Raw genomic sequence first — 23,785 nt, forward strand, 5'->3', positions numbered from 1 at the left:
GCTGTGAAGAAGCCCTGCCTCCGCGTCCTCACCCTTGCCGTGGTGTCACTGGGAGCGCTCGCGCCCTCGGCCGCACCGGGTCCCCTGCGCGCAGGCACCCCGATCACCCTCTGCCTGACCGACGCGTCCGCCGCCGCCCTGCGTACCGCGGGGATCGAGCTGGCGGCCGTCGCGCCCGCCACCCTGGTCGCCAGGAACGGCCACCCCTGCGTGCGGACGGGCCTGGAGACCGGGCGGATCAACCCGGACCTGTCCGGGCCGGCCCCGGCGGCGGGCGGCGGCTTCGCCTTCCGACGTGATCAGCAGCGGGCCGCGTTCGAGAACCTGGCCGGCGCGGCCACACCCGGCCGGGCCTTGGTCACCTCGGCCGTTCACCACGGCAGGCGGATCGACGTCTTCACCTCGCCGTCGGCCCAGCTGAAGCTCTTCCTGACCAAGATGAGCGCCGAGGACATCCCGATGAACCTCACCCCGACCGGCGCGGCCGCCCTCGCGGAATCGTTCACCACCAGCCCGCTGCCCGCGAACAGCAAGGTCTTCACGGGGAGTGCCGACTTCGACGTCCTGAAGCAGGCGGCCGGCCTGCTGGGTGGCCGGTAGGGCCTGTGGGACCGTCGTTGCCGCCTGCGGCGGCGAGCGCCCTGCGGGCGCGTCCTCAAGCGCCGCGCAGCGGTGGTGCACCCCCACGACCCGCCGCACACGCCCTGATGACCGTCACGCCGCCCGCGCCAGATCCGGGTCCTCGCGGAGCTTGCCCAGCGCCCGCGACACCGCGCTCTTGACCGTGCCGACCGAGACCCCGAGCAGCTCGGCGGTCTGCACCTCGGTGAGGTCCTCGTAATACCTGAGGACGACCATGGCCCGCTGGCGCACCGGCAGCCGGAGGATCGCCCGCCACATCGCGTCGCGCAGCGCCTGCGCCTCCGCCGGGTCCGCCGCGGCCGACGCCTCGCGCTCGGGGAGCTCGTCGTAGGGGAACTCCTCGACCTTGCGCTTGCGCCACTGCGACGTGCGGGTATTGACCAGGGCGCGGCGTACGTAGCCGTCGAGCGCCCGGTGGTCCTCTATGCGCTCCCAGGCCAGGTAGGTCTTGGTGAGAGCCGTCTGCAGCAGATCCTCGGCATCGCACGGGTTCGAGGTCAGCGAGCGGGCGGTGCGCTGGAGCACCGGGCCGCGTGCCCGTACGTACGAGGAGAACGACGGGTACACGGCGGTGGATGCGCTGGTGCACACAGGCGTCGTGGTTGCTGTCATGCCCTTAACGCTAGGAGCGCCCCCCTGCCTCGCGGATCGGCCGCAGGTGCCGAAGAGCGGTCCCCCTCAGGTCGTACAGATGAGGCTGTCCCCACCTCCTGAAGGGGGAGGGTGCTCAGGGGCCCGTCGGGGCGGCGGCACTGGCCAGGGGGCCTGCCGGGGCGCCCCGGCAGGCCCCCGGCGACCTCAGTCGATGATCGCCACGGGCGCGTCGACGAGGTTGCGGTCGATCGTCAGCCGCTCCCCGCCGTGGGACTCGGTGACATTGCCGCGGTACTGGTGGATGCGGCGGTGCGGCTGCCAGGCCGTACGGGCGAGCGACGGCTCGTCGTCGGTGGAGGGCTCGACGTTCCAGCGGGCGAACCACAGCACGTCGGGCAGGCTCGACGTGCCCGACCGCCGGGCGCGCTCCATGTGGCGCACGCCGGAGCTCGCGCTGCTGTAGAAGCCGGCCAGATAGCCCTGGCGGCGTACGGTCGAGCTCCAGCCGCGGATGAAGTTCAGGGTCGTACGGGTGCAGTCGGCGTCGCTCTGGTCGTACGCCTCCATGTCGAGGTAGAGCGGGCTGTGGGAGGCGATGCCCATCGCGGCGGCCCGGTTCACGGCCTCCCGGCCCTCGTCCTGGCCCTGCCCGTAGGGGTCGTCGTCCTCGATCAGGAAGCCCTTCTTGTTGTCCGCGGTGACGCAGGGCGACTGCGAGCCGACGTAGATCGGCAGGACGCGCCAGCCGAGGGAGCGGACGCTGGTCAGCCACGTGGCACTGAGATGGTGCTGATTGGGGCAGGCGCGGGCCCGGCCGGCGAAGTAGACGCCGACGGCGCGGTAGTCCGACTCCTTCCAGGCGCGCATGGTGGACAGCGGGGGCGCCTGGCAGGTGTCGAAGCCCCACCCCTTGAACACGGAGGCGCCGTCGTCCCTGGGGTCCCCGTCCTTCGCCGTCGCGGCCGGCGTCCCGGTGGTCAGCTGGGCCGCAGCGACCATCAGGGCGACGAAATATCCGATGATCTTCCTTCGTCGGTCCATACGCCGAGTGAACGGCTCCCCTGACCTTCAGCCTCCGCTGACACGCCCTCGGTTCATCCGTCTGCCCCGAGAAGCAGCCCGGACGTGGGAACTCCGGTGCCCGCCGTCACCAGGACCAGCGCCGCGCCGGGGACCTGGTTGACGGAGGTGCCGCGCACCTGCCGCACCGCCTCGGCGATGCCGTTCATGCCGTGCAGATACGCCTCGCCGAGCTGGCCGCCATGGGTGTTCAGCGGCAGCGCGTCCGCGGCGACGAACCCCCCGCCCTCACCCGGTGCGCAGAAACCGAACTCCTCCAGTTGCATCAGCACGAAGGGCGTGAAGTGGTCGTAGAGGATCGCCACGTCGACGTCCCCCGGGGCCAGGCCGCTGGAACGCCACAGCTGCCGGGCGACCACCCCCATCTCGGGCAGGCCGGTCAGATCGTCCCGGTAGAAGCTGGTCATCTGCTCCTGCGCCCGCCCCGCGCCCTGAGCGGCGGCGACGATCACGGCCGGCGGATGCGGGAGCGTACGGGCCCGGTCGAGCGAGGTGACGACGAGCGCCTGCCCGCCGTCGGTCTCCTGGCAGCAGTCGAGCAGCCGCAGCGGCTCGGCTATCCAGCGGGACGCCGCGTGATCGGCGAGGGTGATCGGCCTGCCGTGGAAGTACGCGGCCGGGTTGACCGCGGCGTGCCGGCGGTCGGTGACGGCGACGTGCCCGAAGACCTCGGGCGTCAGGCCGTACGTGTGGAGGTAGCGGCGGGCGGCCATGGCGACCCAGGACGCGGGCGTGAGCAACCCGAAAGGCAGCGCCCAGCCGAGCGCCACGCCCTCGGCGGACGGCTCGCGCCGGCGCACACCGGCGCCGAAGCGGCGGCCGGAGCGCTCGTTGAAGGCGCGGTAGCAGACGACGACCTCGGCGACGCCGCTCGCCACGGCGAGAGCGGCCTGCTGCACGGTGGCACAGGCGGCGCCGCCGCCGTAATGGACGCGGGAGAAGAAGGTCAGCTCACCGATGCCGGCCGCCTGGGCGACGGTGATCTCAGGGCTGGTGTCCATGGTGAAGGTGACCATGCCGTCGACGTCGGAGGGCGCGAGCCCGGCGTCCGCGAGGGCGGCCCGTACGGCCTCGGCGGCCAGGGCCAGCTCACTGCGCCCGGAGTCCTTGGAGAACTCCGTCGCCCCGATGCCGACGACGGCCGCGGTGCCACCGAGGGTGTCGGGGCGGCGGGCGCTCATTCGGTGGGACCGACGGCGGCAGGAGTGGTGGGGGCGGTGGGGATGGCGATGGTGACCGAGCCGGTGACGTGGCGGCCGAGCCGGTTCGTGCCGATGACGGCGACTTCGGCTCGCCCTGTGGGACCGGAGCCGGGGGCGAGTCGGTGCCGGGGTCCGTGCTTGGGTCCAGGCTTCGGTCCACGCTCTGGTCCGGAGCCGGCTCCGGCGGGGGCGTCGTGGGCGTGATCGCTCACGGAGACGATCCTTCCGGTCAGCGTCAGGACATCGCCTGGATAGTTGGGCACGCCCAGCCGTATCGAAACGCTCAGAAGCATGGATTCTGGGCCGAAATAGTCAGTGATGTACCTGCCCACCAGACCATTGGTGGTGAGGATGTTCATGAAGATGTCAGGAGAGCCCTTCGCGCGGGCCGCTTCTGCGTCGTGGTGGACGTCCTGGAAGTCGCGGGAGGCGATGGCGCCCGCGACGACGAGCGTACGAGTGACCGGGATGGTCAGCGCAGGCAGTTCGTCACCGGCCTTCATGCCTCCGCTCCGTCCGGGAGCGCCCGGAATACGGGAAGTTCCAGTTCCGCGTCCACCCGTATGAACTCCAGCTCGACCGGCATCCCTATCCGTATGCGCTCGGGGGCGGCGCCGGTGATGTTGGCGATCATCCGTACGCCCTCGGCGAGTTCGATCAGGCCGACGGCGTAGGGAGGGGCGAAGGCGGGGACGGGCGGGTGGTGCACGACCACGTACGAGTAGACGGTCCCGGCACCGGACGCCTCGACGGTGCTCCACCGCGGCGACCCGCACCGGCCGCACCCCGGCAGCCAGGGGAAACGGAGCGTGGCGCAGGCGTCGCAGCGCTGTACGAGCAGCTTGTGCGCGGCCACTCCGTCCCAGAAGGCGGCGTTGTCGCGGTTGACGACGGGGCGGGGGTGATCGGAGGGGCGGGGGTCCTGCTGGGTGGGCAGGGGCTCCTGGGATGGGCGGGACTTGGGCGCGTATTTGAGGATGCGGAAGCGGTGCGTACCGACGAGGCGGCCCTCCACCCGGACCTCCGTCCGTGTAGTGACGAAGTGCCCGACGCCGAGCTTGGTGGTCTTGCGCGGCGACACGGTCTCGATGACGGTGTCGAAGGTGGGGAGGTCACCGGGGCGGAGGGGGCGCGGGTACTCCTGCTCGCAGTCGGTGGCGACGGTGGCGGTGTACCCGGCACGGTGGAGCAACTCGAACAGCTGCCCGTAGGCAGCGGAGCGTTCCCGCCCGGAGAGTCCGCCCATGAGCCATGCCTGGAGCATGGTGGGCGGGGCGATGGCGTCGGGGCCGGTGTAGGCGGGGTTCATGTCGCCCATGGCCTCGCACCAGTGCCTGATCATCGGCGAATTGACGGGATCCTTGGCCCGGCCGGACACGGCGGCGAGCCGGCCTTCGAAGGCTTTGAGCCGGGGGTGGAGGTCGTCGCGAAAATCGTCGCTCGGGCTCACGAAAACTGACTGTCCGTCAGATTAGGAGCTGATGTCAAGGGTCGGTGCGGGTTGCGACGGCCGACCGTGGGGGTGGGGGCCGGGGGGGGGTGTCCGTGTCCGGACATGGCTGCGCGGCGACACCGGAGTGCCGCCGCGCACCATCACCAGACCCATTCCACCAGTCGCGTATCACTGCCCCGCCGGGCCGGCCCTAGCCCCAGTCGGAGAAGTTGATCGTCACGTTCTCCTGACGGATCCAGGTGTCGTCGGCACCGACGACGCTCGCCGTATTGTTCTGGTTCGAGGCTCCTGTGCCCACGGCCTGCTGCTGGCCGGTGGTGGAGGCGCCGTGGTTCGTACCCCCTACGCCGCTCCCGACGATGGCGGCGGCAGCGGCATTGGCCCCACGGTTGGCGATCTGGTTGCCATTCCCGTCATCGGCCGAGGCCACACCGGAGAACAGCAGAGCCGCCATGGGCAATGCGGCGACAGCAGCCAGGACGCGAGCAGTGCGGGTGCGTGCCATGTAATTTCCTCCAGAACAGAAACCGAACTACTGCCTACTGCCGGAGGGTTGGCCTACCGCCCGGCGACCGTGCCGACGTCGCGATTCAAGAATTGCCCACCGAATCCCCACCGAACCACCTGTCTCTTCCTATTCCCTCGCAAGCATGACCACTCTCGAATAAACCCCCACCTCACCCTCAACCCCGCACCCGACGCCCCCAGGGGCTTCCTCAGGCAGCTCAGATCCCAGCAGCCCCAAGCGAAGAACCGTTCCGGCCGAATTCCGGCCAACCCCGCGAACATGTCCGAGGAACGGCTGGGACCTGGCGGGAAAGGGCCGGAGCGCCGGTCAGCCCGCGTGGTACCGGACGTACCGGTCCCATGCGGCAGCCCTCTCCCGGTTCCGGGACCCGGTGAGCTCACCACGAGCGACCCGCGCGGCGACCTGGTCCATATAAATCCGTATGGAGGGGCGGCTGGATCCGTATGAAGGGGCGACGGGCACAGCACGGCCGACAAGTTTGCGTCAGCGCGCGTCACCCTTTGGTCAACTTCCTTGCCGCGGACGGTGGCGCCCATGAGGCTGGTTGCCGCCTCCCTCGAATTGCGGAGTTCCCCGATTCCCCGATTCCGGGCCCGCTCCCCGACGTTCTTGAGGATGTCATGACTGCTGCGACGCCGACCGGTGCTCTTTCCTACGCGCGACGTTGTGCGCAGGCGATCAACGCGCTCCATTCGATCCCCTACTTCACCGCCGACTTGGGGAACGAACTCGCGAAATCCGGCCTCAACGATCCGCAGAGCGTCTACCTCGCGGGCCGCACATCACCGCTCGGCGCGGTGAACGCGCCCGTCGTGACCGCGGCTCTCAACACGTTCGCCCCCGCCCACATCGCGGAGCGCCTGCCCGCGCTCTGGGACCTGGTCTCACCCGAGCAGGTGCTGGCCGCACGGCAGGAAACCGCCGGCACGGTGCTGGAACGGCTGCTCGGCGCCGATGTCATCGGGTCGGAGTCATTGGCGGAGGCGGCGAAACTCGCCGCGGCGGCGGCCGGAGCGGGTTCCGAGGCCGGACGCCCGCTGTACGCGGCCAACACCGCCCTCGACCGGCCCGACGAGCCGCACCTCGCGCTGTGGCACGCGGCGACCCTGCTCCGCGAACACCGGGGCGACGGCCACCACACGGTACTCGGCCATTTCGAGCTGACGGGCGTCGATGCGCTCGTCGTCGACTGCGCGAGCGAACGCGGCATGGCGAAAGCGAGCGTCATGGCCAATCGCGGGTGGACCGAGGACGAATGGGCGGCCGCGCGGGAAAGGCTGCTGGCGCGCGGCCTGGTGGACGGCGAAGGCGCGCTCACCGCCCGTGGCACCGCCCTGCGGGAAGAAATCGAGCGCGAGACCGATCGCCTCGACCGGGCACCGTACGCGTTCCTGGGCGATTCCGCTGTCGAGAGACTGGCCGGACTCGTCCACGAACTGGTCAACTCGGCTGTCCGCTCGGGAGCGTTCGTCCCGCAATTGCGGGACTTCTTCGCACCTGACACCGAAACCTGGAACAAGCGCTGAGCCGCATACTGAAGGACATCACCGCATCCCAGAAGGAGAGCGTCATGACCGCAGCCGTCTTCCCCGACGTCGACCGCCCCGACTCCCGGCTGGCGCTGGTCAGCCCGCTCTACGTGGGTGCGCGGGACATCCAGCGCGCGGTGGCCGACGCGATCGTCGCCGAGTGGTCGGCAGCGAGCCGCCCGGCCGGTCTCCTTTCGCAGACCTGCTACGTCAGCGTCTGCGGCGAGAACGTATGGACCTACGAACAGTGGACGGACCTGGAGGCCTACCGGGCCACCGGCCGCATGTACCAGCGGCCGACACCCCTGCGCGGCCTCGGCAAGGACGGCACGGACATCGAGCGCAGCGCCCCCATCCCGTTCGAGCTGTACCGCAGCAACCTCTACGACACCGCCGGCACCCCCACCCGCATCGTCGCGCCGACCTTCGACGTCGACGGCCGTGACGCCCAGCGCGCCATCATCGACGCGCTGCTCGACGGCCCGCTGGCAGCGGGCGTGCCGGGACTGTTCGCGGCCCACTTCCACTACAGCCTCGACGGCAGCCGCGCCCTGAACTACGCGGAGTTCACCGACGACGACGCCCACGAAACCTTCCTCACCGGCCCGACCGCGAAGGCGGCGACCCAGCTCACCCACGACATGCCGGGAGTACGCGGCATCGGCGGAAAGCGCTACACCCTCCACGGCACCGTCGCTTGAGGGGCCTGTCGGCGCCGCGAAATGGTAGCCATGCGGCGTCACTGCCCAGCAGCCGGGCCGAGGCGCAATCACTGGGAGTCCGGAACAGTCCCGCAAGCCGGTCACAGCTTGCCGAACACGACTCCGCGCCATGTCCATCCTGCTCCAAGGACCGCGTCTCGCACGGGGTCCTTCATCTCCGCGCTGTCGAAGCGGAACGTCTCCGTCGTCTCCACGCCGCCGTCGGCGCCCCGCACGACCGTCCGGCCCCGGGAAATCGTCCTCACCTGTCCACGTTGGTATTCGGCTGACACCGCCAGCCTGGGCCTGCCCTCGACCCAGATGACCTCCCATTGGTGGTCGATGGTGCGGACCTCGCGGAGCGCCGGGACCAGGCGCATCCGGATCTGAAAGACGCGGCTCACCTGGGTCCGGACGAAGAAGGCATGCCAGGCAGGGTCCGAGATCCGCCACTCAGCCACCAGAGTCGGCCGGCGACGTGCGCTGCCCAGTGCCGGTGCGCCGCGAGGCGGCAGAGCCCCTGGCGTACCCGCCGGCGTTCCTCCACCTCCAGAGCTGCCAATTGATCTCCGGCGCCAGCAGCCTGCCCACCGCGCTGGGGCAGTTCTTCCGGGTACCGCTGTCCGTTGTGAGCGCATGGAGCGTGCGCTGAACCACCCCAATGACCGGCTGCGGGGGTCGACCCGGCCGAGGTGGCGCGCCGGGCGGGGCACAGCCTCGCGGTCCTCTGCCGGTTCTACGCCACGATTCTGCGCGGCGTGCAGGAGAGGGCGAACCAAGCTCATCGACCAGGCGCTCGACGGAGACGAGTGAGGGTCGACCCTTGGCCCGTGCATGGCCCGCACACCCTGGTCACCGGCGGGCTACGAGCGGGTCGGGGGTGAGACAGAAGAATGACTGAAGGGGTGTCTCTCGCTGAGAGACACCCCTTGTGGTCAGCGCATTCGCTGACTTCGGCGGAGGCTGAGGGATTTGAACCCTCGGTGACATCGCTGCCACGACGGTTTTCAAGACCGTTCCCTTAGGCCGCTCGGGCAAGCCTCCCCGCGTCGCCCGGGGGCGACACGGGGGTCAGCCTATCGCCTCAGCTGTCGCCCTTGCGTTCGCCCAAGGTGATCTCCGTCGTGGACTGCTTGCCGTCGCGGGTGTAGGTGACCGTCACCTTGTCGCCCGGGCGGTGGGTCCAGATCTCGCTGATGAGGGTGGGGCCGCTGTCGATGGCGGTGTCGTCGAGCTTGGTGATGACGTCGCCCGGCTTCAGGCCGGCCTTGTCGGCGGGGCCACCGGGGCTGACGGCCGGGGAGTTGTTGGCGCCGGAGGGGGCGATCTTGGCGCCGTTGCCGGAGTCCTTCATGTTCACCGTGGCGGAGATGACCGGGTAGATCGGCGTACGGTCCTTGATCAGCTGGTCGGCGACGTTCTTCGCCTGGTTGATCGGGATCGCGAAGCCGAGGCCGATGCTGCCGGCCTGCTGCTGCCCGCCGCCGAAGCCGCCGGAGTTGTTCGCGGACTGGATGGCGGAGTTGATGCCGATGACCGCGCCCTGGGCGTTGAGCAGCGGGCCGCCGGAGTTGCCCGGGTTGATGGACGCGTCCGTCTGGAGCGCGCTCATGTACGACGCGTTTCCACTGCCGCCGCCGTCGCTGGAGGCCACCGGGCGCTTCTTGGCGCTGACGATGCCCGTGGTGACCGTGCCGGACAGGCCGAAGGGAGCGCCGATGGCGACCGTCGCGTCGCCCACCGCCGCCCGGTCGGAGTCACCGAGCGGCAGCGGGTTGAGCTTGGCGCCGCTGGCGTCCTTCAGCTTGATGACGGCGACGTCGTAGCCCTGCGCGCGGCCGACGACCTCGGCGTCGTACTGCTTGCCGTTGGAGAACGTCGCCGTGAGCTTGCCGCCGCCCTGCGCGGCCGAGGCGACGACGTGGTTGTTGGTCAGGATGTGGCCCTGCTTGTCGTAGACGAAGCCGGTGCCCGTGCCGCCCTCGCCGCCGCCGCTCTGCGCCTCGATGGTGACGACGCTCGGCAGCGCCTTGTTCGCGATGTCCGCGACCGAACCCGGCGTCCGGCTCTCCAGCTTGGGGTCGCCGGAGGAGGAGACGGTCGTGGAGGAGTCACTGCCATTGCGGTCCGCGACCCAATAGCCGACGCCGCCGCCGACGCCGCCCGCGACGAGCGCCGCGACCAGGGCCGCCGCGACGAGGCCGCCCCCGCGCTTGCGCGCCGGCGGGACGGGGACCGCGCCCCAGGCGCCTTGGGGCCCGGTGGGACCGCCGCCGGCCGCCCCACCGTACGGCTGCGGCTGCGGCGGCTGCTGGTGCTGACCCGCGGCCCCCGCGCCGTACCAACCGCCGTGCGTGCCACCGCCGTGCTGCCCCGCCGCGCCGACCTGCGCGTACGCGGGCTGCTGCGGCGCGGTGGCGGCCTCGGAGGCACCCGGAGCGCCGGCAGCGCCCGAAGCGTCCGCGCCGCCATCGACGCTCGGCAGCTGCGCCGTACGGTCCTCGACCGGCGGCTCCCCCGCCTCCTCGGCGGCAGGCGCGGGCGCGGTCGCCGTCGGCGGCGCGCTCGGCAGCGGCGGTACGGGCGGAACGGGGCGCTCCGGCTCGGCGGCCGACGTCGGGGCCTCCGTACGCGGACCGGGCCCGGTCGGAACGGCGGCGCCCTCGTTCTCGGTGCTCACAGTTCTCTCCTCATCACGTGCATCACAGGGTGCACATCAGTTTCGTTCGCGACGTCGGCCAGGTGGCCTGTATGCCCGGACCCCCGCCCAGGCGCCCGCCAGGACGCACGCCCCGGCTTCTCCCGACGCCCATGCCTGCGCGTCCGTGCCTACATGCCTACATGCCCATGGGCCTGTGCAAAAGTCCGTTGCCCACTGCCAGCATTTCCCATGGCGCGTCAGACCACCGTAAGCGGAGCCTGTGCACGCGGGCACAGACCCTTATCCCCGGCAATCCAGGCAAAGGGGCGCGCATGCGCGAGAGTGTCGGGCGGTGGCACCATAACGCGGTGACCAATGCGCACCCGGCCCGGGACAACAACCCCGAGCGCCACCAGCTCGCCGTCATCGCCCACCGCGGGGCCTCCGAGGACGCCCCGGAGCACACCCTCGCCGCCTACCGCCGGGCGATCGAGGACGGTGCCGACGCGCTGGAGTGCGATGTGCGCCTCACCGCCGACGGGCATCTCGTCTGCGTGCACGACCGTCGCGTCAACCGCACCTCCAACGGCCGCGGCGCCGTCTCCTCCCTCGAACTGGCCGATCTCGCGGCCCTCGACTTCGGCTCCTGGAAGGGCGCGGCCACCGACAGGGAGGCGCCCGATCTCCAGGAGGCCCCCGACCTCGACGCCACCTCGGTCCTCACCTTGGAGCGCCTCCTCGAGCTCGTCGCCGACGCCGGCCGCCGCGTCGAGCTGGCCATCGAGACCAAGCACCCGACCCGCTGGGCGGGCCAGGTCGAGGCGCGGCTGCTGGAGCTCCTCGGCCGCTTCGGCCTCGCCGACCCGCCCGCCGGTGAGCCCTCGAAGGTGCGGGTGATGAGCTTTTCGGCCCGCTCCCTGCACCGCGTCCACGTCGGCGCGCCCGCCATTCCGACCGTCTATCTGATGCAGTTCCTCTCACCGCGCCACCGCGACGGCCGGCTTCCCGAGGGCGTACGCATCGCCGGGCCGAGCATCCGGATCCTCCGCAAGGACCCGGCCTACGTGGCCCGGCTGCACCGCGCGGGGAACCAGGCGCACGTCTGGACCGTGAACGATCCGGTCGATGTCGAACTCTGCGCGCGCATCGGAGTGGACGCAGTGATCACAAACCGACCCAAGCAGGTCCTTTCCCAACTCGGGCGATCGTAGCTCCATTACAAGGAGTGCTCCGGCGCGTTCGGTACGTGTTCGAGCCGTGCGAGTGCATCACCGGGGCGTGGATGGCCGGTTTCCGGTCCAGTCCATTGGGGCATCCATCCCCTGACGTGGGGCAAAGGAGGTCTCGGGGGTGGCGTTGGTGGTGGCACAGGAGGTGCCCACGTCGTCGATCATGGCCGTACCCCATGGTCCGACCGGTGTGGGCCAGGCAAGACACCGGATGCGTGAGGACCTGCGCATCAGTGGGGTATCGGATTCGGTCATCGACGACGCCGTATTGATCCTTTCGGAATTGCTCAGCAACGCGTACCGGCACGGACGCCCGCTGAGCCCGGAGAACGGCGACAGAAACGGGGAGAAGGACGGGGGAATACGTGCGGCTTGGCGCGTGGACCAGCACGGCCGGCTCACGGTCGAGGTCACGGACGGGGGCGGCCCGACCCGGCCACTTCCGGCCACACCTTCGGTGACCGCGCGCGGGGGCCGCGGCCTGAACATCATCAGCGCTCTCTCCCAGGACTGGGGCGTACGGGACGCATCCGGCGAGGTGACCGTCTGGGCCGCCCTGTCGGCGCGCGGCAGTTTCGCTACGCGCGTCGCTCTCGTCCCGGAGATGGCATTCGGCGAAATCGACGAGCTGGCGTAACGGCGGCGCGACGCGCGTAGACCCGCGGCACATCACACAGCACCGGGCAGCGCGCACATCGGCGCCCACGTGCCACGACGGCGTGGCACGACAGCGGTACGGCAGCGATACGGCAGCGGTACGAAGTGGCGTACGGCCGGTGGGCCCCGCGACCGGAGCGCGCACAGCGCTCCCCCGACGCGGCACCCCACCACCACCGGCCGGACAGGTCCCGGACCGAAGCAGCGGACGAAGCCCAAGCGGAAGCCGAACCGGAACCGCAATCCCGCCCCCGGGCCCGACCCGCTCCCTCCTCATCCCGACTCGCCCCGATCCCGATCCGCCTCGTCCAGCCCGCGCGTACCCGTCCGGGCGGCACGGCGGACGCTAGGCTCGCGCCGTCGACGGATCGCCTCCGTCGCACGACCCAGGCATCCGAGCCGCGGACACCGCAGACCGCGGGTGCCGCCGCGTACCGCACGATCGGGAGACACGCACGCCATGGCCAAGAAGCGCCGCCCCCAGACCAAGGCCGCCACGCCGCAGGCCGTCGACGGCCCCATCCCGGTCGTCGGCGCACGCGAGCCCTGCCCCTGTGGGTCGGGTCGCCGCTACAAGGCCTGCCACGGCAGGGAGGCCGCGCACGCGGTCGCCGAGCTCGTCCAGCGGCCGTTCGAGGGGCTGCCCGGCGAGGCCGACTGGGTCGCGCTGCGCGAGCTCGTGCCCGCCGCGACCGTGGAACTCACCCTCAAGGACGGGCTGCCCGAGGGCGTGCCGTCCGTGACGCTGGCCACCGTGCTGCCCATGGCCTGGCCCGCCCTGCGCCGCGACAACGGCGCGGTGCTGCTGGGCCTTCAGAACGACACCGCCTCCGGCGACCTCAGCCGCGATCTCGCGGACACGCTCCAGCGCGCCCTGGTCGCCGAGCCCGGCACGCCGGTCGCCGCCACGCGCGTCGGCACCGACGGCCCGCGGCTTCAGGACCTGCTCGACCTGGAGAGCCCTTTCGAGCCGGCCGTCCACACGGGCTTCGAGTTCTGGGTCGAGAACGCCGAGAACGCGACCGGCGAGGTCGCCGCCTCGCTGGACCGCGCCAACGCCGCCGCGATCCCGACGGTCCGGCTGTCGGGCGTCGACGCCGCGTACTGGTGCGAGACCCCGGAGAAGAACCACCTGCGCTGGGTCATGACCCACCCGGAGGAGCGGCTCCTGGACGCCCTGGCCCGGCTGCAGGTCGCGGGCGCGACCTCGCTCGGCGAGGACACCCGCCTGGTCGGCTCGTTCCGCGCGCACGGGCTGACCGTGCCGGTCTGGGACCTGCCGAGCGCGATGCGGGCCGAGGACGTCGAGAAGGCGGCCGCGGTCTTCGCGGAGCGGCTGGCGGTCGCGCTCGCGGACGACGCGCCGCTGACGGCCGAGGAGCGACGGGCGCGCGGCGGCCTCACCAGCCGTCAGGTCACCCTGAACTGACGGCCGAAACCGGTAGTGGAACCGGTATCGCAAACCGGCGATGAAAACCGGTGGCGGAACCGGTATTCGATCTCGCGGAACATACGAGATCCGGCCCACCGTCCGATCGACAGTCGAACCACAGTTGAACGGCCATTGATCGCCGGAGAGTCGGCGAAGAGCCGATGGAGAGACCGCGAAGAGGCGGCGGAGAAGCCGCGAAGACCGGTGATCCAATAGCGGAGCGAAAGATTCCGGGCTTCCAGGGGCTTCATTCACGTGACTCCTGTCACAACTCCCGCTGAAAGACCGGAAATCCGCGTCCGGAAATCCGCGATCGAATTTGCGAACGGCCGATCTCTTGTTACGGTTCTAGAAGCCCGGTCGCTGGTGCATCCCCCGTCGCCAGCGACCGGGCGTTTCCATGCCTGGACACGCTGCCTGGACACGCCGCCCGGATACATGCGGCCTGGACACGCGGCCCGGATACGCGCCCGGCGCCGCCGACGCGGCCCGCGGACCACCGATCCCCTCGCCGGGCCCGCACCCTCCGCCGGCAGACCCCCTGCCCGGCCCGGTCCTCCGCTCTCCGGCCCGCGCCCTAATCCATCCGGTCGTCAGGTGAGTTGCTGCCGGATCTGAGCAGCATCTTCCCCTCGGGCGAGGCGAACTCCGCCACCGCCGCGTACGCACCCTCGTCCCGCACCGTCGGCCGGTGCGGCGTCTCGCAGCCGCCCGGGTCGCCGGAGGCCCCCGCCTGGCACCGCACCTCGACCGTCCGGCCGTCGGGGCCCATCAGGGTCAGCACGGCCGCCAGCGGCCCGCCTGAGGCGTTGCGGTAGTACGTCCGGCCCCAGGTGTCGGGGCCGCGCTCCAGGACGCACGTCTGGGCCTCCAGCCCTTCCGGCGAGGAGACTTCGGGGCCGCAGCGCGTGGAACCGGCGCCAGGGCCGCCCAGACCGACCGAAGTGTCCGAAGGATCCGTCGACAGTCCCGGGCCGTCCGAGGCGTCGGCGACCGCCCCGGCCCCCGGAAGCTGCGCCGCGGCCCCGTACCGCTCGCCCTTCCTCGCGCCGTCGCCCCGGGCACCGTCACGATCCGGCCCCCGCGGAGCGGACCGACCCTCGCCCCGGGCCCGTTCGCCGCTCTTTTCCGGACTCATCAGCCCCGCGGGGCCGGCCGTCGCCGCCGCCAGCGGCAGCACGACGGCGAGGGCGACCACGCTCGCCAGAGCCACCATCCGAAGATTCGCCGCACGCTGCTGAGACGCACTGGGCACACCGGGCACACCGGACGCACGATCCATGGGACCACCTGCAACTCGCCGCGAACGCTGAAGCGCGGGGACGCCGTCGAATACGCCCCGCCCGGACCGAAAGGCGCCCGGCAGCGGGATCCGGCGCAGGCCCTCACCCGAACATAGCGGGCAGGACGGGGCCCACCGGGGGGCCGCGCGGTGGTTTCCCACAGTTCTCGGAACGGCTTACACCCGTACGAGTGAGAGCGCGTGCGTCTCCCGTCCGTACGCGCTCTCGTGTGCTCGCACAGGCAGCCCCCTCAGGGGCGCCGTTCCTCGCGCCGGCCGCGGCCCGTCGGCTCCGCCGCGCCCGTCAACCGCTCAGTACGCGAGCCTGCTGCCGCCGCCCGCCGTGCCCGTGCCCGCGCTCTCCTCGACGAGGACGTCGACCACCGTGGCGATGTCCGGCAGCCACGGCGGAGCGGCGGCGCCCCCCCGCTCCGCCGACGGCGTCCGGCCGGAGCGCGAGGCCCGGACCGTGCGAGCCGCACCGGCGGCCGGACCGCCCGGCTGCTGCGGTGCCCGCTCCCAGCGCACCCGGCCGGCCCCCGTGGGCGACGGTGGCAGTGCCACATAGCCGCCCTCCCCGTGGAAGCGCAGCGAACCGGGCACCCAGTCCTGGCTGTGGAGCAGTTCGCCGAGGACTTCGAGGGAGTACGGGGCCACCAGAAGGGCCCACCGGGTGGGGGTGGCGACCACCGGGCCGAGGCGTACGCCCGCCCGGTCGAAGGACGCCAGGGCGCGCGCACCGGCCACGGCCGGCAGGCTCACCGCGCAGGGCGCCCGGCCGCCCGTGGCGAGCACGACGGGCGCCTCGGGGCGGTTGGTCCACCACCACTGGACCATCCGGGTGTCCGTGGTCGCCGCCAGCAGGCCCGGGTCGAAGGGGTGGGCACCGGGGGCCGCGCAGTCGGGGTGCGGGCAGGCGCATTCGGTCTCGCGGCCGCCGTCGGACCGCAGACCCACACCGGGGAGTACGGGCCATTGCCACTCCGTGGCATAGGTCAGGGCCGCGGTGAGTGCCGCGGACGGACCGGCTCGCCGAAGCGAGAGCTTGCGTCGCCTTCCGAGGATCTCGCGCATGAGCGCTCGTTCCTTTCCGTAAACGCCGAAGTTGGGGCCCTTGTCGGAGACAAGGGTCGTATCGCACTGCATGACTCTTCGCAGGAACTGCGGGAACTGCCTGGAACTACGTGACCGGAACTACGTGAACTGCGTGAACCGATGAACTACGTGGAACTGCGTCGATCTGCATGGATCCGCATGGCATCGCCATGCACTGCGTCGGGCTGCGTCCGAACCACGTCCGGACTACATGGCACTACGAGCTCGACATCGCGCGCTGCTCAACACGCCGTGGCTCTTTCGAGGCCGGCACACCACATGGGTCAACGTCACCGCATGTACACCACTGCATGTACAACGCAGCGCATCACGCCACGGGCCGAGCGTGAAACATGGCGGGGGGTGGCGCGCGTATGGCGCTTCGTGCTGAGCCTGTGCGCCCCTCGCCTGCGGCACGGGTCGCCCCACGCCCTCGGGGGGTGGGCGCGGCTGTTGCCGGTAAAGACGCTCGGGTCCGCCGCCGGGTTCCGGGGCGGCCCCAACTGCCCCTGCCCTTCACCGAGTACGTACCCACCGGGGTGGATATGACGCGCTGTCGAGCGACGCCAGTCGATCGCGGACCCGGAGGCGCGGGACCATTTTCCGGCCAAGTTTGAAACCCCATAGACACCATCAATCCCACTGGCGCAGTGCTGGACATCACATTGTCCAGGCGTGTACATGTGGAGCACTGATAGCACGCAACACGACAGGGGGTTTGCGATGCTATTGATGCGAAAGTACAGGCTGATCAGCTGGTCGCGCGGGCTCGACAGGAAGCGGCGGGCACCTGCCCGGACCGCTGCCCCCTGCGCCGCCACGCGGCCCTGCCAGGGCAGTCGATCATGACCACGCCACACCTGCCGAAAGTGGCCGGAATCAATCCTCCCCTCCCCGCGCCCTCCCACACTCCGACCCCCGCCGGCACCCCGACCGCCCCTGGTCCCAACGGCCCCACCTCCCCCACCGCCACCGGGGCCACCGGCTCGCCCGGACCGGCCGGGTCCGCCGGAGCCGGACGCTCCACCCCGGCCGGCCTCCGGATCCCCGCGCCGAACGCCCTCGTACAGGACCGCCTCGCGGGCTGGATCTCGGACCTCACCACGGTCCAGGAGCTGACCGAGCGGCTCGCCCGGACCGCGACCCTCCACGCCGCCCTGCACGAGATGCTGCGCGCCGGGGCGTCCCTCGTCGGCGCCCGCCGCGGCCTGGTCACCCTGCACCCGACCGAAGGCCCCGGGCACGAGCACCCCACCACCGTCGGCCTCGGCCTCGACCGCGCCGACCTCGGCCACATCGAGACCATCCCGCGCGGCCCGGAACCGGCCGGTGCGCCCGGAACACACAAGCCGCGCAAGCCGCTCAAACCCCACGACACGTACGAACCGCGCAAGCCGCACGAGGCGTACGAGCCGCACGGGACGCCCGTGCCGGCCGACGCCCACGGCCGCGGTGACACCCGCGGCCCGGGCCTCCACGGGGCAGGGCCCCCCTTCGGCCCGGACGACGCCTACGACTCCGGTGAGACCTTCGGCTCCGGGCCCTTCGGCCCGTACGGCCGGCTCTTCGACGACCTGCCGCCCGTCGGGGCCCGCACCGGCACCGCGCACCCCGACATCGCCGCCGACGAGGAGCTCGCCCCGCGCCACCGCGAGGTCGCGGCCCGCCTCGGTTACGGCGCCAGCTACGCCGTACCGCTGGAGTCGGAGGGCGCGGGCCGGCTCGGTGCGGCCATCTGGCTCTACGACGAGCCGGCCGAGCCCACCGAGCGGCAGCGCCACCTCGTCGGCCTCTACCGCGACTACGCCACCGAACACCTCGCCCGCCATCTCGAACTGGCCGAGGCCCGCGGCGCCGTCGCCACCCTTCGCGAGGAGCTGCTCCCCAGCCGGCTGCCCCGGATCGGCGGGGTCCGCCTGGCCGTACGCCACCGCAGCGGGCGGCAGGGCGGGGGCGGCTGGTACGACGCGCTGCCGCTGCCCGAGGGCGCGTTCGGCCTCGCGGTCGGCGGAGTGACGGGTTCCGGGCCCAGCGCCATCGCCGCGATGGGCCGGCTGCGGGCGTCCCTGCGCGCGTACGCCGTCATGGAGGGCGAGGATCCGGTCGCCGTCCTGTCCGACCTCGAACTCCTGCTGCGGCTGACCGACCCCGCGCGCGCCGCCACCGCGCTCTTCGCCTACTGCGAGCCGGCCGGCGACCCGCGCGGCGTCGGCCGGACGCACAAGGTGCTCCTGGCGGGTGCGGGGCACTGCCCGCCGCTGATCATCGGCCGGCAGCGCGTCGAGTACGTGGAGACGTCGCTGTCCGCGCCGCTCGGCATGCTCGCGTGCTGGGAGGCGCCCAGCGTCGAGATCGAGCCGGTCTCCGGCGAGACGCTGCTCTTCTACAGCGACGGGCTGCTGCACCGCACCGGCGACGCGATGGACCGGGCCTTCACCCGGCTGCACCGGGCGGCGGCGAGCGTTCCGCGGGCCGCCCTGGACGACCCGGACGCCATCGTGGAGCACGTCCTGCGGACCGTCCTGCCGAACGCCGACGAGGACATCGCCGACGACGGCGACTGCGGCGACGACGTCATCCTGCTCGCCGCACACTTCCAATGATCTTGATCGGGGTCCCCTGGGGCCTCACCTGTTCATCCATAGCCTTCTCCGTCGCATTTCCTCGCACATACGATGGAAAGCGGCCCCGTCCGAGGAGGAAATGCAGTGACCGAGCAGCAGCCCGCGCCCGAGAACCCCGAAGGTGACGAGCCGATCAAGCAGCGGAAGAACGGCCTCTACCCGGCCGTCTCCGATGAGCTTGCCGCCAATATGAAGTCCGGCTGGGCCGACACGGAGCTGCGTGACCTGCGGCCCATCCCCCAGGCCGCCGAGACCGCCCGACGCCGCGGCGAGCTCTCCGCGCGCTTCCCGGGCGAGCGCCTGGTGATCCCCTCGGGGAACCTCAAGACCCGGTCGAACGACACGGAGTACAGCTTCCGGGCCTCGACGGAGTACGTGTACCTCACCGGTGACCAGACCCACGACAGCGTGCTGGTCCTGGAGCCGACCGGCCCCGAGGGCCACGACGCGACGATCTATCTGCTGCCGCGCTCCAACCGCGAGAACGGCGAGTTCTGGCTCGACGGCCAGGGCGAGCTCTGGGTCGGCCGCCGCCACAGCCTCACCGAGGCCGAGCTGCTGCTGGGCATCCCGGCCAAGGACGTCCGCGAGCTCGCCGACGCCCTCGCGGAGGCCACCGGCCCGGTCCGCGCCGTGCGCGGCCACGACGCCGGGATCGAGGCGGCCCTGACCGACAAGGTCACCGCCGAGCACGACGAGGAGCTGCGCGTCTTCATCAGCGAGCAGCGCCTGGTGAAGGACGCCTACGAGATCGGCGAGCTCCAGCAGGCCGTCGACTCCACGATCCGCGGCTTCGAGGACGTCGTGAAGGTCCTCGACAAGGCCGAGGCCACCTCGGAGCGCTACATCGAGGGCACGTTCTTCCTGCGCGCCCGCGTCGAGGGCAACGACATCGGCTACGGCTCCATCTGCGCCGCCGGCCCGCACGCCACCACCCTGCACTGGGTGCGCAACGACGGCCCGGTCCGCTCCGGCGAGCTGCTGCTCCTGGACGCCGGCGTGGAGACCCGCTCCCTCTACACCGCGGACGTCACCCGCACGCTGCCGATCAACGGCGCGTACACCGACCTCCAGCGCAAGATCTACGACGCCGTGTACGAGGCCCAGGAGGCCGGCATCGCGGCGGTCAAGCCGGGCGCCAAGTTCCGCGACTTCCACGACGCCGCCCAGCGTGTGCTCGCCGAGAAGCTCGTCGAGTGGGGCCTGGTCAAGGGCCCGGTCGAGCGCGTCCTGGAGCTCGGCCTCCAGCGCCGCTGGACCCTGCACGGCACCGGCCACATGCTCGGCCTGGACGTCCACGACTGCGCGGTCGCCCGTACCGAGACGTACGTCGACGGTGTCCTGGAGCCCGGCATGGTGCTGACCGTCGAGCCCGGCCTGTACTTCCAGGCCGACGACACGACCGTGCCCGAGGAGTACCGCGGGATCGGTGTCCGCATCGAGGACGACATCCTCGTCACCGAGGACGGCAACCGGAACCTCTCCGCGGCGCTGCCGCGGACGTCCTCGGACGTCGAGACGTGGATGGCGGAGCTCAAGGGCTGATCACCGCCTGATGATCGAGGTGATCACGGCTTCTTGAAGTGAGAGCCGCGGCCCGCACCACGCGCGGGCCGCGGCTCTTCGCCGTCCACTGCGGCTCCGTCGTCACAGCGGCTATCCATCGTCACCGGGTGCGCGGGCGGTCACCGGGTCGTGTAGCCGCCGTTGATGAAGAGCGTCTGGCCGTTGAGCCACCAGCCGTCGGTGAGCAGGAACTTCACATAGGGCGCGATCTCCTCGATCTTCGTGAGGTCGCCGTTCATCGCCGAGGACTTGTGGTACGCGATCGAGTCGTCGGTCTCCGCCGGATAGAAGAACCCGGTGTCCATGGGGCCGGGCGCGATGTTGTTGACGGAGATGTTGCGACCGAACAGCTCCTTGGAGAGCGCCCGGGTGAAGTGCTCGACGGGGGCCTTGCTGCCCGCGTAGACGGAGTACAGGCCGGTGTAGGCGGCGAGCAGCGAGGTCACGATGGTGACGATCTTCCCGCCGTCCTCCAGCCGCTTGGCGGCCTCGCGCATCATGAAGTAGGCCGCCTTGGTGTTGACGGCGAACATCTTGTCGAACTCTTCCTCGGACGTCTCCGTCATCGGCTTCTTGATGACCATGCCGGCCGTGTTCACCATGCAGTCGACCTTGCCGAAGGCCGCGACCGCGACATCGAAGAGCCCCTCGACCTCGGCCACCTTCGTCAGGTCGGCCTCATGGACGACCGCATCGCCACCCGCGGCCTTGACGTCGGCGGCGGTCTTCTCGGCCCCCTCCTTGGAGGAGGGGCTGTTGTAGTGGACGACGACGTTGGCACCGTCCGAGGCGACGTGCCTGGCGATGAGACCGCCGAGGTTCCTCGACGCGCCTCCGATGACGACGACCTTGTCCTTGAGCGTGCGGGTGGGTGCGGGCGTGGGCATGGGCCTCTCCCGGAGACGGATGGATTGCCGGTATCGCCCACGTTATTGACGTATGCCCGCATACGCCTGCGGACGGCATCCACACGGGCAGGCCGGGCCACCTCTCGGCCCCTTCCCTGATCGCCGGTCATGGCGCCGGTCATGGCCCCCGGCACGCCGGTCAGGCGCCCAGGCCGGCGTCCCGCGCCAGCAGCGCGGCCTGCACGCGGTTCTCGCATTCCAGCTTGGCGAGGATGCGGCTGACGTACGTCTTCACGGTGGCCTCGCTCATATGGATCCGCCGGCCTGCGTCGGCATTGGACAGCCCCTCGCCGAGCAGGGCCAGCACCTCGCGCTCACGCTCGCTCAGGGCGGCCACCCGCGCCCTCGCCCGCTCGCCGCGGGCGACCTCCGGAGCGATGGCCAGCGAGTCCACGACATGCCGGGTCGCCGCGGGCGACAGATAGGCGTCGCCGGCCGCCGCCGCCCGTACCGCCCCGATCAGCTCCCCGGGGGCCGAGTCCTTGAGCAGGAAGCCGGCCCCGCCCTGCCGCAGCGCCCGCAGCACGTTCTCGCGCTCGCCGAAGGTGGTCAGGATCAGCGCCCGTATCTCCGGCGCCGACCGCCGGATCTCGGCGAGCGCGTCGAGGCCGTCCATCACCGGCATCCGGATGTCGAGCAGCGCCACCGCCACCTGGTGGCGGCGGGCCAGCTCGACCGCCTCGCGCCCGTTCGCCGCCTCCGCCACGACCTCGATGTCGTCGGCCGAGGTGAGGATCATCCTGATGCCGGCCCGGATGAGCGGCTCGTCGTCGGCGATGAGGACGCGGATCACCTGGTCTCCCGCTCCCTTGGCTTCTTGACCTGGAACTCAGATCTTGATGTGGAGGTCAGATCTTGATGTGGCACTCGGTTTTGACGTGACGCTCAGTTCTTGACGTGGAACTCACGCTTCTCGGCCAGTTTCCCGTCCTTGAAGCAGAAGCGGTAAACGGTATCCGTGCTCAGCCCCCTGGAGGTGTCGGTGGACAGCAGGGCGAGACAGCTCGTCCCGGCCGGGTCGTCCGGCAGCTTGTCCGTCACCCCGGAGGTGATGAAGGACTGCCCCGACGGCAGCCGGTCGCGCACCCGCTCCTCGCTGTCGCCCACCCGCACCGACTCATAGAGGCTCGGCTCGATCGTGGCCTTGTCCGATTCCTCGATCACTTTCCCCACCCCCAGGACAGCCAGCACCACAAGCCCCACGAGAACCAGCAGGGCGACGCCGCAGCCGATCAGACAGCCATTTCGCTTCTTGCTCACGATGCTCTCGAACTCCTCGCGCGGATCCGACCAGTCGATGACCGGTCCACCGTCGCCCGGCGGTATCTCCCCCATCTGCTGCCGGAAGTCGTCGGCGCCGTCGACAAAGGTCGCCTCTCCCGCCTCCTTGGTCTCGTACGGAAGCACCCCCGCGAGCCGGAAGCCGTCCTCGACCGGACCGGCGTGGACCATCCCGCCGACCAACCGGGCCCGCTCCCGCAGGCCGGTCAGCCCCTGACCGCCGCTGACCGGAGCCGACCGGTCCCGGGACCCGGCGGGCACCGGGCCGTTCGCGACCTCCACGACCAGGGCGTCCGGCTCATAGCGCAGGCTGACGGTGATCGGCGCGCCCGGCGCGTGCTTATAGGCGTTCGTCAGTCCTTCCTGCGCGACGCGGTACGCCGCGTGGTCGGCCGTCGGGGCCAGCCGCCGCGGCTCGCCCGAGCGCTCGAAGCGGACCCGGGCGCCGGCGGCCGCCGCCGACTCGACCAGCGCCTCGATGCCGGCCACCGCCCTGGAGACGGGCTCCCGCTCCTCGCCCGTGCCGACGTCCTTGAGGATGCCGACCACCTCGCGCAGCTCGTGCATCGCGGCCACCGATGCCTCGCGCAGCACCCCGACGGCCTCCCGCTGCCGCCCGGTCAGCTCCCTGTCCACCTCCAGCGCGCCCGTGTGCACGGCGATGAGGGCCAACTGATGGCCGAGGCTGTCGTGCATGTCCTGGGCGATGCGCTGCCGCTCGCGCATCCGCGCCTGCCCGGCGATCATCTGCCGCTCGCGCAGCAATTGGGCGTTGCGCTCGCGCAGCGCCTGCAGCAGGGTGTGGCGCTGTGTCCAGTAACGGCTCGTGAGCCCGGGGACCACGACGGAGACCAGGAATATCAACGCTCCGAAGGCGGCGAGCCACACCTCCGACCGCTCCACCCGCACCAGCCCGAGCGCGATATTCACGACGAAGGCGGCGGAGAACGTCGCCAGCGCCCGCATCACCCCCGGGATCCGGCGCCCCGCGGACCAGCCGGCCAGGATCAATATCAGCCAGCCGCCCTCGGCCGCCGCGGACAGCGCCGCCGCGGTGATCAGGACCGTACCGGGCAGCACCCTCCGCAGCACCGACAGCACCACGACGGCCGCCGCCACCGCCACCATCCGCAGGGCGCCGTGCCCGCTCAGCCATTCGGTGCCCGCGGAAAGGACGGCGAGCACTAGGGCCAGCGCGCACTCCCCGGCCAGCCGCCGCCGGGTCCACTGCCCGGGGTCGGTCAGCCGTCGCCACAGCTCACGAGCCCACGATGTCGCCTTCATGCTCCGCAGCCTAGGCAGCGGGTACGTCCCGGGTCGTCAGCCGAAGGTCTCCCGGC

At 71.4% G+C, this 23,785-nt stretch carries 21 protein-coding genes, 1 tRNA gene and 1 pseudogene; 8 read left to right on the plus strand and 15 right to left on the minus strand.

Features of this window, described 5'->3' with window-relative positions; translation table 11 throughout:
• Positions 1-3 precede the first annotated feature (3 nt).
• Positions 4-600, plus strand: coding sequence for a hypothetical protein (locus ACZ303_RS01715; RefSeq protein ID WP_467333976.1), 597 nt, complete (start codon positions 4-6; stop codon positions 598-600).
• Between the two features lie 114 nt (positions 601-714).
• Here ACZ303_RS01715 and ACZ303_RS01720 read toward each other — a convergent pair whose 3' ends face one another.
• From ACZ303_RS01720 to ACZ303_RS01745, 6 genes are all read right to left on the minus strand, one after another.
• The gene (locus ACZ303_RS01720; RefSeq protein WP_467333978.1) at positions 715-1,254 is read right to left on the minus strand and encodes a SigE family RNA polymerase sigma factor; all 540 of its coding nucleotides are present in this window, start codon (positions 1,252-1,254) and stop codon (positions 715-717) included.
• A 186-nt stretch (positions 1,255-1,440) separates the two neighbouring features.
• Positions 1,441-2,277 carry a glycoside hydrolase domain-containing protein gene (locus tag ACZ303_RS01725; RefSeq protein WP_467333980.1) on the minus strand — a complete coding sequence of 279 codons (837 nt, stop codon included), beginning with the start codon at positions 2,275-2,277 and terminating at the stop codon, positions 1,441-1,443.
• Between the two features lie 53 nt (positions 2,278-2,330).
• Complete coding sequence (locus ACZ303_RS01730) at positions 2,331-3,497, minus strand: lipid-transfer protein (RefSeq protein ID WP_467333981.1); 1,167 nt, start codon at positions 3,495-3,497, stop codon at positions 2,331-2,333.
• On the minus strand, positions 3,494-4,021 hold the full coding sequence (locus ACZ303_RS01735) for a hotdog family protein (protein ID WP_467333982.1): 528 nt from the start codon (positions 4,019-4,021) through the stop codon (positions 3,494-3,496). The genes ACZ303_RS01730 and ACZ303_RS01735 overlap by 4 nt, the downstream gene beginning before the upstream one ends.
• Complete coding sequence (locus tag ACZ303_RS01740) at positions 4,018-4,968, minus strand: bifunctional MaoC family dehydratase N-terminal/OB-fold nucleic acid binding domain-containing protein (protein WP_467333984.1); 951 nt, start codon at positions 4,966-4,968, stop codon at positions 4,018-4,020. The genes ACZ303_RS01735 and ACZ303_RS01740 overlap by 4 nt, the downstream gene beginning before the upstream one ends.
• A gap of 193 nt (positions 4,969-5,161) precedes the next feature.
• Positions 5,162-5,476 (minus strand): hypothetical protein, encoded by a 315-nt coding sequence (locus tag ACZ303_RS01745; RefSeq protein WP_467333986.1) that lies wholly within the window; start codon positions 5,474-5,476, stop codon positions 5,162-5,164.
• A gap of 644 nt (positions 5,477-6,120) precedes the next feature.
• Here ACZ303_RS01745 and ACZ303_RS01750 point away from each other — a divergent pair.
• Both ACZ303_RS01750 and ACZ303_RS01755 read left to right on the plus strand, forming a co-directional pair.
• The gene (locus tag ACZ303_RS01750) at positions 6,121-7,026 is read left to right on the plus strand and encodes an SCO6745 family protein (RefSeq protein WP_467333988.1); all 906 of its coding nucleotides are present in this window, start codon (positions 6,121-6,123) and stop codon (positions 7,024-7,026) included.
• A 44-nt stretch (positions 7,027-7,070) separates the two neighbouring features.
• A complete protein-coding gene (locus tag ACZ303_RS01755; RefSeq protein ID WP_467333990.1) occupies positions 7,071-7,730 on the plus strand; it encodes an antibiotic biosynthesis monooxygenase in 660 nt (219 codons plus the stop codon).
• 101 nt (positions 7,731-7,831) lie between these two features.
• Here the strand turns inward: ACZ303_RS01755 and ACZ303_RS01760 are convergent, their stop codons facing one another.
• The 3 genes from ACZ303_RS01760 to ACZ303_RS01770 form a co-directional block, all read right to left on the minus strand.
• A complete protein-coding gene (locus tag ACZ303_RS01760; protein WP_467333992.1) occupies positions 7,832-8,134 on the minus strand; it encodes a hypothetical protein in 303 nt (100 codons plus the stop codon).
• 553 nt (positions 8,135-8,687) lie between these two features.
• Positions 8,688-8,774, minus strand: a tRNA-Ser gene (locus ACZ303_RS01765).
• A gap of 40 nt (positions 8,775-8,814) precedes the next feature.
• Positions 8,815-10,410 (minus strand): S1C family serine protease, encoded by a 1,596-nt coding sequence (locus tag ACZ303_RS01770; RefSeq protein WP_467333994.1) that lies wholly within the window; start codon positions 10,408-10,410, stop codon positions 8,815-8,817.
• 329 nt (positions 10,411-10,739) lie between these two features.
• On the opposite strand from ACZ303_RS01770, the gene ACZ303_RS01775 reads away from it, so the two are divergent.
• The 3 genes and pseudogenes from ACZ303_RS01775 to ACZ303_RS01785 all read left to right on the plus strand — a co-directional run bounded on the left by ACZ303_RS01775 (position 10,740) and on the right by ACZ303_RS01785 (position 13,686).
• The gene (locus ACZ303_RS01775; RefSeq protein WP_467333996.1) at positions 10,740-11,582 is read left to right on the plus strand and encodes a glycerophosphodiester phosphodiesterase; all 843 of its coding nucleotides are present in this window, start codon (positions 10,740-10,742) and stop codon (positions 11,580-11,582) included.
• Between the two features lie 52 nt (positions 11,583-11,634).
• A pseudogene (locus ACZ303_RS01780) lies at positions 11,635-12,237 on the plus strand (ATP-binding protein).
• 480 nt (positions 12,238-12,717) lie between these two features.
• Positions 12,718-13,686, plus strand: a complete 969-nt coding sequence (locus ACZ303_RS01785) for a DUF5926 family protein (RefSeq protein ID WP_467333998.1) — start codon at positions 12,718-12,720, stop codon at positions 13,684-13,686.
• On the opposite strand, the gene ACZ303_RS01790 is transcribed toward ACZ303_RS01785, so the two are convergent.
• The 3 genes from ACZ303_RS01790 to ACZ303_RS01800 form a co-directional block, all read right to left on the minus strand.
• Positions 13,668-13,940, minus strand: a complete 273-nt coding sequence (locus tag ACZ303_RS01790) for a hypothetical protein (RefSeq protein ID WP_467334000.1) — start codon at positions 13,938-13,940, stop codon at positions 13,668-13,670. The two genes, ACZ303_RS01785 and ACZ303_RS01790, sit on opposite strands and share 19 nt — an antisense overlap.
• A gap of 326 nt (positions 13,941-14,266) precedes the next feature.
• Positions 14,267-14,905, minus strand: a complete 639-nt coding sequence (locus ACZ303_RS01795; protein ID WP_467334002.1) for a hypothetical protein — start codon at positions 14,903-14,905, stop codon at positions 14,267-14,269.
• A gap of 378 nt (positions 14,906-15,283) precedes the next feature.
• Entirely contained in the window at positions 15,284-16,045 is a 762-nt protein-coding gene (locus tag ACZ303_RS01800; RefSeq protein WP_467334004.1) for a bifunctional DNA primase/polymerase, read from the minus strand.
• 866 nt (positions 16,046-16,911) lie between these two features.
• Here ACZ303_RS01800 and ACZ303_RS01805 point away from each other — a divergent pair.
• Complete coding sequence (locus tag ACZ303_RS01805; RefSeq protein ID WP_467334005.1) at positions 16,912-18,669, plus strand: PP2C family protein-serine/threonine phosphatase; 1,758 nt, start codon at positions 16,912-16,914, stop codon at positions 18,667-18,669.
• Between the two features lie 105 nt (positions 18,670-18,774).
• Positions 18,775-20,235 (plus strand): aminopeptidase P family protein, encoded by a 1,461-nt coding sequence (locus tag ACZ303_RS01810; RefSeq protein ID WP_467334007.1) that lies wholly within the window; start codon positions 18,775-18,777, stop codon positions 20,233-20,235.
• 140 nt (positions 20,236-20,375) lie between these two features.
• Here the strand turns inward: ACZ303_RS01810 and ACZ303_RS01815 are convergent, their stop codons facing one another.
• From ACZ303_RS01815 to ACZ303_RS01825, 3 genes are all read right to left on the minus strand, one after another.
• Positions 20,376-21,143: an SDR family oxidoreductase gene (locus tag ACZ303_RS01815; protein WP_467334009.1), complete on the minus strand. Its 768-nt coding sequence runs from the start codon at positions 21,141-21,143 to the stop codon at positions 20,376-20,378.
• A 160-nt stretch (positions 21,144-21,303) separates the two neighbouring features.
• Positions 21,304-21,957, minus strand: a complete 654-nt coding sequence (locus tag ACZ303_RS01820; protein WP_467334011.1) for a response regulator — start codon at positions 21,955-21,957, stop codon at positions 21,304-21,306.
• A gap of 92 nt (positions 21,958-22,049) precedes the next feature.
• Positions 22,050-23,729 carry a sensor histidine kinase gene (locus ACZ303_RS01825; protein ID WP_467334013.1) on the minus strand — a complete coding sequence of 560 codons (1,680 nt, stop codon included), beginning with the start codon at positions 23,727-23,729 and terminating at the stop codon, positions 22,050-22,052.
• Between the last annotated feature and the right edge of the window lie 56 nt (positions 23,730-23,785).

The sequence above is a fragment of the Streptomyces sp. NPDC023527 genome (assembly GCF_055560115.1).

What these genes read in the sequence shown, in the direction of transcription:
- ACZ303_RS01720 (WP_467333978.1), bottom strand. Translation starts at nt 1,254, where the DNA reads ATGACAGCAACCACGACGCCTGTGTGCACCAGCGCATCCACCGCCGTG.
- ACZ303_RS01725 (WP_467333980.1), bottom strand. Translation starts at nt 2,277, where the DNA reads ATGGACCGACGAAGGAAGATCATCGGATATTTCGTCGCCCTGATGGTC.
- ACZ303_RS01730 (WP_467333981.1), bottom strand. Translation starts at nt 3,497, where the DNA reads ATGAGCGCCCGCCGCCCCGACACCCTCGGTGGCACCGCGGCCGTCGTC.
- ACZ303_RS01735 (WP_467333982.1), bottom strand. Translation starts at nt 4,021, where the DNA reads ATGAAGGCCGGTGACGAACTGCCTGCGCTGACCATCCCGGTCACTCGT.
- ACZ303_RS01745 (WP_467333986.1), bottom strand. Translation starts at nt 5,476, where the DNA reads ATGGCACGCACCCGCACTGCTCGCGTCCTGGCTGCTGTCGCCGCATTG.
- ACZ303_RS01750 (WP_467333988.1), top strand. Translation starts at nt 6,121, where the DNA reads ATGACTGCTGCGACGCCGACCGGTGCTCTTTCCTACGCGCGACGTTGT.
- ACZ303_RS01755 (WP_467333990.1), top strand. Translation starts at nt 7,071, where the DNA reads ATGACCGCAGCCGTCTTCCCCGACGTCGACCGCCCCGACTCCCGGCTG.
- ACZ303_RS01785 (WP_467333998.1), top strand. Translation starts at nt 12,718, where the DNA reads ATGGCCAAGAAGCGCCGCCCCCAGACCAAGGCCGCCACGCCGCAGGCC.
- ACZ303_RS01790 (WP_467334000.1), bottom strand. Translation starts at nt 13,940, where the DNA reads ATGAAGCCCCTGGAAGCCCGGAATCTTTCGCTCCGCTATTGGATCACC.
- ACZ303_RS01795 (WP_467334002.1), bottom strand. Translation starts at nt 14,905, where the DNA reads ATGGTGGCTCTGGCGAGCGTGGTCGCCCTCGCCGTCGTGCTGCCGCTG.
- ACZ303_RS01800 (WP_467334004.1), bottom strand. Translation starts at nt 16,045, where the DNA reads ATGCGCGAGATCCTCGGAAGGCGACGCAAGCTCTCGCTTCGGCGAGCC.
- ACZ303_RS01805 (WP_467334005.1), top strand. Translation starts at nt 16,912, where the DNA reads ATGACCACGCCACACCTGCCGAAAGTGGCCGGAATCAATCCTCCCCTC.
- ACZ303_RS01815 (WP_467334009.1), bottom strand. Translation starts at nt 21,143, where the DNA reads ATGCCCACGCCCGCACCCACCCGCACGCTCAAGGACAAGGTCGTCGTC.
- ACZ303_RS01825 (WP_467334013.1), bottom strand. Translation starts at nt 23,729, where the DNA reads ATGAAGGCGACATCGTGGGCTCGTGAGCTGTGGCGACGGCTGACCGAC.